Annotated in this window: 9 protein-coding genes; 7 read left to right on the top strand and 2 right to left on the bottom strand. The window is 60.5% G+C overall.

What is annotated here, in order from left to right:
- Positions 1–7: 7 nt before the first annotated feature.
- Positions 8–898, bottom strand: a complete 891-nt coding sequence (locus AB4N98_RS00780) for an SDR family NAD(P)-dependent oxidoreductase (RefSeq protein ID WP_017527957.1) — start codon at positions 896–898, stop codon at positions 8–10.
- A complete protein-coding gene (locus AB4N98_RS00775; RefSeq protein ID WP_068934789.1) occupies positions 895–2433 on the bottom strand; it encodes a flavin-containing monooxygenase in 1539 nt (512 codons plus the stop codon). Before AB4N98_RS00775 ends, AB4N98_RS00780 begins: the two co-directional genes overlap by 4 nt.
- Positions 2434–2709: 276 nt before the next feature.
- On the opposite strand from AB4N98_RS00775, the gene AB4N98_RS00770 reads away from it, so the two are divergent.
- The 7 genes from AB4N98_RS00770 to AB4N98_RS00740 all read left to right on the top strand — a co-directional run bounded on the left by AB4N98_RS00770 (position 2710) and on the right by AB4N98_RS00740 (position 12403).
- A complete protein-coding gene (locus AB4N98_RS00770) occupies positions 2710–3699 on the top strand; it encodes an alpha/beta fold hydrolase (protein ID WP_225913334.1) in 990 nt (329 codons plus the stop codon).
- Between the two features lie 300 nt (positions 3700–3999).
- Positions 4000–5280: an alkane 1-monooxygenase gene (locus tag AB4N98_RS00765; protein ID WP_065878386.1), complete on the top strand. Its 1281-nt coding sequence runs from the start codon at positions 4000–4002 to the stop codon at positions 5278–5280.
- A gap of 111 nt (positions 5281–5391) precedes the next feature.
- On the top strand, positions 5392–5886 hold the full coding sequence (gene praA / locus AB4N98_RS00760; RefSeq protein WP_017527953.1) for an alkane oxidation protein activator PraA: 495 nt from the start codon (positions 5392–5394) through the stop codon (positions 5884–5886).
- A gap of 133 nt (positions 5887–6019) precedes the next feature.
- Positions 6020–6547 (top strand): alkane oxidation protein activator PraB, encoded by a 528-nt coding sequence (praB, locus tag AB4N98_RS00755; protein WP_017527952.1) that lies wholly within the window; start codon positions 6020–6022, stop codon positions 6545–6547.
- 126 nt (positions 6548–6673) lie between these two features.
- On the top strand, positions 6674–8113 hold the full coding sequence (locus tag AB4N98_RS00750; RefSeq protein ID WP_017527951.1) for an outer membrane protein transport protein: 1440 nt from the start codon (positions 6674–6676) through the stop codon (positions 8111–8113).
- 281 nt (positions 8114–8394) lie between these two features.
- A complete protein-coding gene (locus AB4N98_RS00745) occupies positions 8395–10920 on the top strand; it encodes an acyl-CoA dehydrogenase (RefSeq protein WP_065878391.1) in 2526 nt (841 codons plus the stop codon).
- 139 nt (positions 10921–11059) lie between these two features.
- A complete protein-coding gene (locus AB4N98_RS00740) occupies positions 11060–12403 on the top strand; it encodes a 3-oxoacyl-ACP reductase (RefSeq protein ID WP_116079568.1) in 1344 nt (447 codons plus the stop codon).
- The last annotated feature ends 4 nt before the right edge of the window (positions 12404–12407 follow it).

The following is a 12407-nucleotide window of genomic DNA, read 5'->3' as shown; positions in this document are numbered from 1 at the left end:
CTCCTGTTCAGAGACGGGTCTCGTCGTTGGTTTCAAACACCGGTCGGCGTTGCTTGGGTGCCATGCGCTTGCTGGCGAACACCACCAGCGCTTGGTAGGCCGCCGGCAGGCAACGGGCGAGCAGGTCGAGGAAATACGCATCGCGGCCGATCAGTACGCGGCGTTTGTTCTTACGCACGCCGTGCAGGATGACCCTGGCGGCCTGATCGGCGTCGGTGATGAAGAGTTTTTCGAAGTCGGCGCGGGCCTGTTGTTCGCTGTGGATCAGGAAACCGGTCATGTTCGCGTCGATGCGGCTGCTGCGGCAGATATCGGTACGGATGCCGCCGGGGTGTACGCAGGTGGCCGATACGCCGCAGCGTTGCAGGTCCAGTTCCTGGCGCAAGGCTTCGGTAAACCCGCGCACGGCGAACTTGCTGGCGTTGTAACCGCTCATGCCGGGTTGGGCAAACAGGCCGAACACGCTGGAGGTGTTGATCACATGGCCGTCGCCGCTGGCCTTCAAGTAAGGCAGGAAGGCCTTGGTGCCATGGACCACGCCCCAGAAGTTGATGCCGATAATCCATTCCAGGTCGGCATAGTCCACGCCTTCCACGGTACTGGACAGCGCCACCCCGGCATTGTTGAACACCAGGTTGACCTGGCCGTGCTCTGCCACGCAGCGCGCGGCCCAGTCCTCCATGGCCTGGCGATCGGACACATCCAGCACTTGGAGGGTGATGATGACTGGCGCCAGGGTCGAGGACTTGATCAGGGCCAGGGTTTGTTCCAGCCCCTGAGCGTTTTTGTCCGCCAGCGCCAGGTGGCAACCTTCCCGCGCCAATGCCAGGGCCAAGGCGCGCCCCATGCCGGATGCCGCGCCGGTGATGGCCGCCACGCGACCGTTGAATGTTTTCATGACAACCTGCCTTCTGCGCTGGGATAGGGCGCCGTGGCAGGGCGCGCGGGTGGGCTGACCGGCAACTGCTCGGTCACATAGTCCTTGAGCGCAAACTGGCGGGTGACCTGCTTGAAGCGCCATGTCGAGCCGGGCCACAGGGTGGTGTTCTTGCCGGTGCGAGGGTCGAGGTACCAACTCTGGCAGCCGCCGGTGTTCCAGATGGTGCGCTTGAGTTTGTCTTGCAGTTGGCGGTTGTAGGCCTGTTCCACGGCAGGTTTGACGTCCACCGTGGCGATGCGCTGACGCTGCATGTGTTTGAGCGCGTCAAGGATGTAGGTCACCTGAGCCTCGATCATCAGGATCATCGAGTTATGCCCCAGGCCGGTGTTGGGCCCGATAATCAGGAACAAATTGGGATAACCCGGCACCGTGGTGCCTTTATAGGCATGGGCACCCTCGCGCCAGGTGTCCATCAGGTCCACGCCGTCACGCCCGATGATGCAATCGCGGGGCAGCGGGTCGCTGGCCTGGAAACCGGTGCCGAAGATCAGGCAGTCGGCCGGGTGCTTGATGCCGTCGGCGGTGATCACGCCATCGGCTTCGATGCGTAATACGTGGTCGGTGATCACCTCGACGTTGCTGCGCGACAACGCCGGGTAGTAGTCATTGGAGATCAGTACGCGTTTGCAGCCGATGGTGTAGTCCGGCGTCAGGGTTTTGCGCAGGGAAGGGCGTGCCACTTGCTTGTACAGGTGGCGCAGGGCGATCTTCTGCACCATTTTCATCAGCCGCGGGTGCAAGGTAAAGCCCACCACGCGACCTTCCAGAGCCCAGTAAAAAGCCCCGCGTACCAGGCGTTGCGTGAAGGGCAAGTGCTTGAACAACCAACGTTCGAGCGGGGCAATGGCGCGGTCGGGCTTGGGCATGATCCACGGCGGGGTGCGCTGGAACAGATCGAGGTGGGCCACCTGCGGCGCAATCTGCGGCACGAATTGAATGGCGCTGGCGCCGGTGCCGATCACCGCCACGCGCTTGCCTTTCAAGGAGTAGTCGTGGTCCCACTGCTGCGAGTGGAAGCGTTTACCCTTGAAGCTGTCGAGCCCCGGAATATCCGGCAACGCCGGGCGCGACAAGCCGCCCATCCCCGACACCAGCACCCGCGCACTCACCTGGCGGCCATCGCTGAAGCTCAATTGCCAGCGTTGCTGCTGCTCATCGAACACCGCCCGTTGCAGGGCCATGCCAAACCGCAGGTAGGGCGCCAGTTCGAAGCGCTTGGCGCACTGCTCAAGGTAGGCGCGGATTTCGGCCTGAGGCGCGAACTGCCGCGTCCAGTCAGGGTTGGGCGCAAACGAAAACGAATACACATGGGACTGCACATCGCAGGCGCAACCGGGGTAGTGGTTGTCCCGCCAGGTGCCGCCGAGGGTGTCGGCCTGCTCGGCGATAAAAAAATCGTTGAAGCCGGCTTCTTTTAACCGGATCGCCATGCACAGGCCGGCAAAGCCCGAGCCGATGATGGCAACGTCGATTGAATCACTGTGGGCATTCATAGGCGGTCCTTGGTGGGCATCGGATGTGCTCCTGTTTTTGTTGTGTCTTTTAGATAGAACACCATTGCAAAGGAAAATTGAATTAATTATTTTAAAAAAGATTTTAAATAATCTACCTGAAAATACCGCCTGCGCCAGGTTCTTGTTTCGAATGTGCGACTTGTCCGACGGACGCGCTCAGCTGGAACGAGATCCGAATCCAGGGCGCGCGCGGTGGCTGCGGTCTCGATCAATTCCGGTCAGGTCGCCAGCGGCAGGGATGCAGAGGACCGAGCTATGGCTGTGGAATGGGTTGCCGCTGCGGCGGGTGCAAGTGCGGTGTTGTGGGCGTTGAGTGCCTGGATGACACGGCGCATTGAAGCGGCCGTTCCAAGCGACGGGCGCTACGTGGAGGTCGATGGCGAGCGCTTTCATTATGTTGAAGAGGGCAAGGGCCCGCCGCTGGTGATGATCCATGGGTTGATGGGCAGCAGTCGCAACCTGACCTATGCCTTGTCCGGCCAGTTGCGTGAGCATTTTCGGGTGATCACTCTCGACCGTCCGGGCTCGGGTTATTCAACTCGCCATAAAGGCACGGCGGCAGACCTGCCGGCCCAGGCACGGCAGGTGGCGGCGTTTATCGACAGGTTGGGCCTGGATAAACCGCTGGTGCTGGGGCATTCACTCGGTGGCGCGATTTCCCTGGCGCTGGCCCTTGACCATCGCGAGTCGGTGTCGGGCCTGGTGCTGGTGGCGCCGCTGACCCATCCCCAACCGACCTTGCCACCGGTGTTCTGGTCGCTGGCGGTGCGCCCGGCCTGGCTGCGGCGCTGGGTGGCCCACACCCTCACGGTGCCCATCGGGCTGTTGACCCGAGGCGCGGTGGTCAAGGGCGTATTCGCGCCCGACCCGGCCCCTGCTGATTTCGCCACTCGCGGCGGCGGGCTGCTGGGCATGCGCCCAGGCAACTTTTACGCAGCCTCCAGCGAAATCGCCCTGGTCAACGATCACCTGCCGGACATGGTCAAGCGCTATGCGCAACTGAGCTTGCCCATCGGCCTGATCTATGGCGCACGCGACAAGGTATTGGACTTTCGCAAGCACGGGCAGGCGCTCGCCGATAAGGTGCCGGGCCTCAAGCTGCAGCTGGTGGAAGGGCGCGGCCATATGTTGCCGATCACCGCCACGGCGCGTGTGGTCGAGACGGTGCTGCAGGTGGCCAAACGCGCGAAGCCGCCGCAAAACGCCAAGCTGCTGCACGCGCCTTTTGCGTTGGTGAACAAATAATCTCGGCCTTCATGGCGGGTTGTACGGTCCGAAATGCTTGCCCTAGAGACCTGACCAAAGCGCTGAAAAAGAGACTGGTCGGTCATCGTAAAAAGGCCTTGAAAAAGTAGTTGACGACCTAACGATTCCGCGTTATTTATTTAAAAAAATATTTCAATATTTATTTTGAAATGATTTTTGCAGTGCCTAAGAGCGAATAAAAATGAAAAAAACGTCTTTTATCGCATGGTTGATTTCCCGGAGTACCCAGTACTCCCTGAACCTGTTTTTCCTGCCTGTTGCCAGCGTGCGGAGGCTGCCATGAACCAGACTCTGGCAGCGCCAAGCGTATGGGCCGATGGCAAGCGCCATCTGTGGTGGCTGGGTATCATGCCTCTGGCCACGCCATTACTCTCCGGGGCCCTGGCCATCTCCACCGGTATCCAGCAGCTGTGGTGGGTCGGCGTATTGGTGATCTTCGGCCTCATCCCGCTGATCGACGGCCTGCTCGGTGAAGACGTGAGCAACCCGCCCGAATCCGCCGTCAGCCACCTTGAATCCCAACGTTACTACCGCTGGATCGTCTACACCGGCGTGCTGTTGGTGATCAGTTCGGTGATCATCACCGGTTGGCTGGCCGCCGGCGGCATAGAGTGGATCATGCAGGGTGGCCTGGTGCAGGCTACCGCCAGCCTCGACCCGTCCAGTTGGCTCTCCCACGTGGCGAGCTACATTACCGCCCGCACCCAGCTACATGGCACGCCCAGTGGGTTTACCTACCTGGGCATGGCCATGTCGACCGGTGCGGCCACCGGTATTGCCATCAACACCGCCCATGAGCTGGGGCACAAGCCCAACGCACTGGAAGTGTTCCTGGCCAAGGTCACGCTGGCGCCGACGTTCTATGGGCACTTCTACACCGAACATAACCGCGGTCATCACGTGCGTGTTGCCACCCCGGAAGACCCTGCCAGCTCGCGCCTTGGCGAAAGTTTCTGGGCATTCCTGCCGCGTTCGGTGTGGTTCAGCGCCCACTCGGCGTGGAACCTGGAGCGCGAACGCCTGCGCAAACTCGGCCTGCCGGCCTGGCACTGGAAGAACGGTGTGCTCAGTGCCTGGATGTACAGCGTAGTGCTGTGGGGCGCGATGATTGCCTGGCTGGGGGCGGCGGTGATTCCGTTTTTGCTTATCCAGGGCATCTACGGGTTCTCGCTGTTGGAAGTGGTGAACTACGTCGAACACTACGGCCTTAAACGCCAGAAGTTGCCCAATGGTCGTTACGAGCGTTGTTCGCCTCGGCATTCCTGGAACAGTAACCGGATTGTCACCAATATCTTTCTGTTCCAATTGCAACGGCACTCCGACCACCATGCCAACCCGACCCGTAGTTACCAGTCGTTGCGCCACTTCGATGAATCGCCGCAACTTCCGTACGGTTACGCGAGCATGATTGTCTGGGCTTATGTGCCGTACTTGTGGCGCAGGCGCATGGACCATCGGGTGCTTAATCATTACGCCGGGGATATCAGGTTGACCAATCTTCAGCCGTCCCAGCGTTTGAAGTATCTGGAGAAATACAGCGGCAACGCCAAGCCGTTCTAAACACGTTGCACGTTATATGTGTACTCGGGGCTTAATCGCCGCGCGGGTAGTTATCGCCCCGAGAAAGTGGTTTGACCCGAACAACAATAATTAAAGGGAAGGACGTACACCATGCAAGCACCTGCCAAGTTCACCGCCCATGTGCTGTTGGCCGCACTGGGCCTTATTGCCTATCACCAGGCCCAGGCCGCACGCATCGAACCGGCCGGCAGCGCCTTCACGGCCCAGGGCCCCATCAGTTTTTCAAAGGGCAAGCTGATCAGCGCCGATTGCACCATCAAGGTGGCCGGCAACGTTGCGGCTGATGGCTCCTCGGTCAATGTCGACAAAGTCGAGTTCGACGGCGGCCTCAAGTGCAGCCGGGTCGAGGCCATCAACTTACCGTGGGTACTGGTTGCCAAAGACACAAAAAGCGGCTCGATGTCGAAGATCAGCGTGGATGTGCACGCCTTCGGCCTGGGGGGCAAATGCGGTCCTTCGACCGCCGAGGGTACGTGGGATAACGCCACCGGCAAGTTGGAAGCCAGCAATGTCCCGATCGGCGAAGACTGCAAGATCAAGACGGTGTCGATCAAGATGCCACCGAACTTCAAAGTTGTTGAATAACGCGCTTCAGGTGTACAGCGCTCATTGAATTGAAATTTGGCTGGAAAGGGAAGTTCTGCAGTTTCAACGTGACCTCTCGTTCATGGCCATTACCCCCTGGCGAATGACTCGCCATTACATGTGAGGAACAACAATGAAAAGTTTGAAAACTCTCGTGTCGTTGACTGCTTTGACTGTTTGCATGGGTGCGGCTTCCATGGCGAACGCCGTCAGTATCGCTCCCGTCAGCAGTAATTTCTCCGCCTCCGGATCGCTAACGGTGAAGTCGCCATCCTCTTTTCAACTGCCCATCACGTGTGACGTGAAGTTTGATGGTTCTGTGAATACGGTGGGGGTTGCGAGTATCACCAATGTCACCGTCTCCGGCTCTAACAGCTTGTGCAAACTGCCTAAGATCACCGGTGTGCCGTGGACACTGACTGCCACCAGCCTGAGTGGTACTGCGGGCGCCGGGAATGTGACCAACGTTGGCTACACCATTCCGGCCTCTGTGTTGTACCCCGCTTCTAACTGCGGTCCATCGACCGTCACGGTGGCCTACAACAATAGCACTGGCGCGCTGACCAGCAGCCCGACCAGTCAGCCGCTGGGTTCGTCCTGCACTCTGCAAAGTCTGAGTGTCACTGTGACCACCACGCCGCTGCTGCAGATCGTTCCTTAAGCGTTCTACCGCGCTCGTTGGGCTGATCACCCATGTAAAGACAGGTGTCTCGCAAGAGGCACCTGTTGAGACAAACCATCGGGGTCGACCTGTTGGTGCTGCATAAAAACAACAAAGGAGTGGAGCATGAATAATAAAAAACCACAGGCGCAAACCTTCCTGGGGCTGGCATTGCTCGGTGGGTTGATGGTTGCTGCCGGCTCTGCCCAGGCGGGGGCATACATGACGCCTACTACCAACGCCGCCGGTTGGGGCCGTGCCTTTGGCGGGGGGTCGTTGTTTAAAAACGACCCGTCAGCGGCCTATAACAATCCGGCAGCAATGGCATTTATCGACAAGAACATCTCTCAGTTCACGCTCAACTACGCAAATATCGACATCAAGTACAAGGGCAGCGCGTACGACTATTCGGGGCGACCCACTTCGTCCACGGTCTTGGATCCTGACTTTAACGCGATCTATAACACACGCACGGGGGACGGCGGACAGGCGGGTTTTGAGGCATGGGTGCCTACCGGCTTCATGGTCATGCCTATTAACGATCGCTTGGCCTTCGGCCTCAGCCAAGTGGTGCCGATGGGGGCGAGGACAAGCTATGACAGTGACTGGAAAGGCAGGGACTTCGCGGTCGATACCAAGATCGAAACGGTCGGAGTGACCGGTTCGCTGTCGTTTAAAGTGACAGACGAATTTTCCATTGGGGGCGGTGCAATTCTTCAGCATACGTCCGGCTTTGTAAGCCAGAACGTCGATTTGTTTGCCGCAGCGGCACAATCCGCAGACTTCGGTTTTACCCCCTTCGCAGCGGGTCAAGGCTTCTCGTTGATGCGTGTCAAAGTCGACAATACATCCTTGGGCTGGTTCGCCGGGATTGCCTGGAAGCCGACGGCTCAAGACACCCTGGGCCTGAACTACCACGCGAAAATAAAGAACAAGTTAGAGGGTAAATACAACATCTACGCCGACGAACAATCTCGGTTACTGATGACCACGCCTGTGGTCGACGGAAAAACCCTCGTAGAGATGGCTTACCCGGGCCTTCATCTTTACCCCGATGGCGCGAATGCTTCCACGCAACTGGATATTCCGGCCAACGCATCGTTCGATTGGGTGCACCAAATCAATGATCGCTGGGGTATCGGCTTTAGTGCCACCTGGACAGACTGGTCAACGTTCAAGGCGCTGACCCTTAAATCCGAGGGAAGCACCATTGTGTCGATACCTTATCGCTACAAAGATGCCTGGCAGTTCTCGTACGGTACTGACTACAAACTGACCGATGACTTCACAGTGCGTGGCGGTGTTTCTTTCGACCAGACGCCTACGCCGGACTCCACCCGTGATCCGCGTATTCCTGATGGCGACCGCACCTTCGTGTCCCTTGGCTTTGGTTACAAAGTCAGCGCAATTCCAGGCTTGAGTGTCGACGGCGCTTATTCCCACCAGTTTGTGGAGACCGTCAAGTTGAGGACCAAAAACGTCGATCGCCTTGGTGGCGCCAGCCTGGACGGCAAGTCAGAGGCGCGTGGTGATGTGGTTAGCGTATCGGCCACTTACGAGTTTTGATCCGGCGACATCCGTGAGACGCCAACAGTTAGCGCATCTCGCTGTTGGCGTGCATCTGGGTGAAGCATCGACGGGTTGCCCACGCGACCCGTTTCGATTTTCTTGTTCAATCAACCTATTGAGCTGACCCGATCAGCCGCTGTTTTTTCGCCCACGTATTAAATAAAAATTTCAAAACAAAATTTGAATTTGCTTTCTCAAGTTTGTAGTGTGGTTTTACGCCGCAGCTCATCCGACCTGCCGCACTTAAGCCATACCCTGAATCAAGTAGAGGTATCCCCATGGTTATCTGGTTATTGGTGGGTTTCGCGGCTGCGATTGCCCTGGCGTATCGACAAGCTGCCGCGACCTTGTGGTTGGGCGCTGGCGTAATCTGGCTGGCGCTGGGTTACGTGTTTAACGTGGTGGCAGGTGTTGGTGCTGGCGTCGCGGCATTGCTGGTGATCGCGCCCGCGTTGCTGATGACAATCAAACCCCTGCGCCGCGCCTTGTTAACCAGCAAGGCCCTGGGCCTGTTTCGTACGATCATGCCGGCAATGTCCGACACTGAGCGTGCGGCTATCGAGTCCGGCACCGTGTGGTGGGACGCCGAGTTATTCAGCGGCAAACCCGACTGGCAGCGCTTGCTGCACGCCGCGCCGGCTAAGCTCAGCGCCGAGGAGCAAGCCTTCCTCGACAACGAAGTGGAAACCCTGTGCGACATCGCCAACGATTGGGAAACCACGCAGATTTGGCAGGACATGTCTCCTGAGTGCTGGCAGTACACCAAGGACGCGGGCTTCCTGGGCATGATCATTCCCAAGCAATACGGGGGCAAAGGCTTCTCTCACTATGCGCACTCGCAGGTGGTGATGAAGCTGTCGACCCGCTGCTCGGCGGCGGCGATTTCGGTGATGGTCCCCAACTCCCTGGGCCCGGCCGAGCTGCTGTTGCACTACGGCACCGACGCCCAGCGCAATTACTACCTGCCGCGCCTGGCCCGTGGCGAAGACATCCCCTGCTTTGCCCTGACCAGCCCATATGCCGGTTCGGACGCCGGGGCGATTCCCGATTTGGGCATCGTGTGTAAAGGCACCCACGAGGGTGAGCAAGTACTGGGTTTCCGTGTGACCTGGGACAAGCGCTACATCACCCTCGGCCCCATTGCTACCGTGCTTGGCCTGGCATTTCGCGCCGAAGACCCGGACGGTTTGCTCGGCGCGCCGGGCTCCCTCGGTATTACCTGCGCCCTGATCCCGACCTCCCACCCCGGCGTGAACAGCGGCCGTCGCCACTGGCCACTCAACGCGGTGTTCCAGAACGGCCCGACCACCGGCAAGGACGTGTTTATCCCGCTGGAATGGGTGATCGGCGGCCGCGAACAGGTCGGCAATGGCTGGCGCATGCTGATGGAGTGCCTGGCCGCCGGTCGCGCGATTTCCTTGCCGTCGGCCAACGTCGGCCTGGGCAAGGTCGCCGTGCGCGGTACCACGGCCTATGCGGCGATGCGTAAACAGTTCGGCCTGCCCATCGGCAAGTTCGAAGGCGTACAAGCGCCACTGGCGCGCATGGCCGGGCATCTGTATGCCTGCGATGCGGTGCGCAAGGTCTCGGTGGCATCCCTGGATGCCGGTGAAAAACCGTCGGTGATTTCGGCCATCGCCAAGTACCACGTCACCGAGCGCGCGCGGATCATCGTCAATGACGGCATGGACATCGTGGCCGGCAAAGGCATCTGCATGGGGCCCAACAACTTCCTGGCCCGGGCCTACCAGCAAAGCCCCATCGCTATCACGGTGGAAGGCGCGAATATCATGACGCGCTGCCTGATCATCTTTGGCCAGGGCCTGATTCGCTGCCATCCGTATGTGTTCCGCGAGATGGAAGCGGCGCGCAACCTCGACCGGCGCAAGGCGCTGGAGGATTTCGACAGCGCGATGTTCGGCCATGTGAGCTTCGTACTGGCCAACACCGTGCGCGCGGCGGTACATGCGCTGACCGGCGGGCGGCTGATTTCCGCCCCGGCCAAGACCGACCCGGCGCTGGCGTCCTACTACCGCCAGGCCAATCGGCTGTCGGTGGTGCTGGCGTTGATCTCGGATATTTCCATGGGCGTGCTGGGCGGTGCGCTCAAGCGCAAGGAAAGTATCACCGGGCGCCTGGGCGACATGCTGTCGCAGCTGTACATCCTGTCCTGCGTGCTCAAGCGCTTTGAGGATGATGGCCGACCCCAGGCCGACCTGCCGCTGGTGCATTGGTCGGCGCAGGATGCCTTGCTGCGCGCCCACGAAGCCCTCGCCGAAGTGCTCGAGAACTACCCCTCCAACATTGCCGCCGGCGTGGTGCGCGGCCTGACATTCCCGTTCGGCATCCCGTTGCGCAAACCCTCGGATCGGTTGCTGGCGCAGGTGGCCGATGTGGTGCAGACACCGGGCGAAACCCGCGACCGGTTGCTGGCCGATTCCTACATCCCACGCCCGGAAATCGACAAATTGGCTTACGGCGAGCTGGGCTTGCGTTTGTTGCCGCAAGTCGAGCTGATCGACGCCCGGCTCAAGCCCGCCATCAAGCAGGGCCTGATCGAACCGTTGCCGATCTCCACCACGGCGTTTACCGCCTGGCGCGTCAAGGCGCGGGCGCTGGACCTGATCAGCGATGACGAGGAAGCGTTACTGGCGCGCTACGTGGAATACGCCGACCACGCGATCCAGGTGGACGACTTTGCGCAGGACTTCGGGTTGCTGGAAGCCTTGCAGCAACGCAAACAAGCGCTCGAACCGGCGGCCAAGCGGCGTACCAGCCAGGGCGAAAACGCCTCGGTAAATTAGATCGGTAACGCGGCCAGTGTGGGAGGGGGCTTGCTCCCGATGGCGGTGCTTCAGCCAACTGATGGGTAGCTGACCCACCGCCATCGGGAGCAAGCCCCCTCCCACATTTGACTGGGTTTACAAGGCAGGATTTGTGTTTATGAGTGACAACTACCTTTCATTCGTCAATTCCCCCTGGGGCCATCGCCTGGCCCAGGCTATCGGCTTGCCGCAACCCTTGCCGTTGCAGCGTTATCGCAGCGGCCAGCCAGCCTTGGCCAACCCGGTGATCATCGCCGGGGCAGGGCGCCTGGTTGATCAGGTGCAGCGTGTCTTCAGCGCCACCGACACAGTGGCCGCCACCCCGGCGACGCTGCAGGCGCCGTCCACGGTCAAGGTGCAGGGCGCCGTGTTTGATGCCACGGGCATCCGCGACGTGCAACAGCTGGACGAGCTCTATGGGTTCTTCCACGCCAACGCCAAACGCCTCGGCCAGCACGCCCGCGTGGTGGTACTCGGCACCGCGCCGGAACACTGCCAGGACCTGGCCCAGGCCATCGCCCAACGCGCCCTTGAAGGCTTGGTGCGCTCGCTGGCCAAGGAACTGCGCCGGGCGATCACCGTGCAGTTGCTTTATGTAGCGCCAGGTGGCGAAGACGCGTTGCAGAGCAGCCTGCGTTTCTTCCTGTCGCGCCGCTCGGCCTACGTGTCGGGGCAAGTGGTGCGCGTGGATAAAACCGTGGACGACCACTACGCCGTCAACTGGGACGCCCCCTTCGCGGGTCGGCGTGCGTTGGTCACCGGTGCGTCCCGTGGCATCGGCCTGGCCATCGCCCAGGTATTGGCGCGCGACGGTGCCCATGTGGTGTGTGTGGATGTGCCCCAGGCCCAGGACGCCCTGCAACAGGCTGCCGCCAGCGTCGGCGGTTCGGCGCTGCCGCTGGATATCACCGCAGCGGATGCCGCTGAACGGTTGCTGGCCCATGTCAGCCAATACGGTGCGTTCGATGTGGTGGTGCACAACGCTGGCATCACCCGCGACAAGACCATCGCCAAAATGCCCGAAGCGGCCTGGCGCAGTGTGCTGGCGGTCAACCTGGAGGCGCCATTGCAACTGAGCCATGCACTGCTGCAAAACCAGGGCGTGAACCCCGGCGGGCGCATCGTGTGCGTGTCGTCGATTTCCGCTATTGCCGGCAACCTCGGGCAAAGCAATTACGCCACCTCCAAGGCCGGTGTGATCGGCCTGGTGCAGGGCCTGGCGCCGCGCGCAGCGGTGCAACAGGTCACGGTCAACGCCGTGGCGCCGGGGTTTATCGAGACCCAGATGACCGCGAAGATCCCGCTGATGATCCGCGAAGCGGGGCGGCGCATGAACTCGATGAGCCAGGGCGGCCAGCCGATCGATGTGGCCGAAACCATCGCCTGGCTCGCGCACCCGGCCTCGGGCGGGGTCAATGGCCAGGTGGTGCGGGTGTGCGGCCAAAGCCTGTTGGGAGCCTGACCTC

The sequence above is a fragment of the Pseudomonas sp. S3_E10 genome (assembly GCF_054667615.1).
This window is presented reverse-complemented; position numbering and strand designations above follow the sequence as displayed.

What these genes read in the sequence shown, in the direction of transcription:
- AB4N98_RS00780 (WP_017527957.1), bottom strand. Translation starts at nt 898, where the DNA reads ATGAAAACATTCAACGGTCGCGTGGCGGCCATCACCGGCGCGGCATCC.
- AB4N98_RS00775 (WP_068934789.1), bottom strand. Translation starts at nt 2,433, where the DNA reads ATGAATGCCCACAGTGATTCAATCGACGTTGCCATCATCGGCTCGGGC.
- AB4N98_RS00770 (WP_225913334.1), top strand. Translation starts at nt 2,710, where the DNA reads ATGGCTGTGGAATGGGTTGCCGCTGCGGCGGGTGCAAGTGCGGTGTTG.
- AB4N98_RS00765 (WP_065878386.1), top strand. Translation starts at nt 4,000, where the DNA reads ATGAACCAGACTCTGGCAGCGCCAAGCGTATGGGCCGATGGCAAGCGC.
- praA (WP_017527953.1), top strand. Translation starts at nt 5,392, where the DNA reads ATGCAAGCACCTGCCAAGTTCACCGCCCATGTGCTGTTGGCCGCACTG.
- praB (WP_017527952.1), top strand. Translation starts at nt 6,020, where the DNA reads ATGAAAAGTTTGAAAACTCTCGTGTCGTTGACTGCTTTGACTGTTTGC.
- AB4N98_RS00750 (WP_017527951.1), top strand. Translation starts at nt 6,674, where the DNA reads ATGAATAATAAAAAACCACAGGCGCAAACCTTCCTGGGGCTGGCATTG.
- AB4N98_RS00745 (WP_065878391.1), top strand. Translation starts at nt 8,395, where the DNA reads ATGGTTATCTGGTTATTGGTGGGTTTCGCGGCTGCGATTGCCCTGGCG.
- AB4N98_RS00740 (WP_116079568.1), top strand. Translation starts at nt 11,060, where the DNA reads ATGAGTGACAACTACCTTTCATTCGTCAATTCCCCCTGGGGCCATCGC.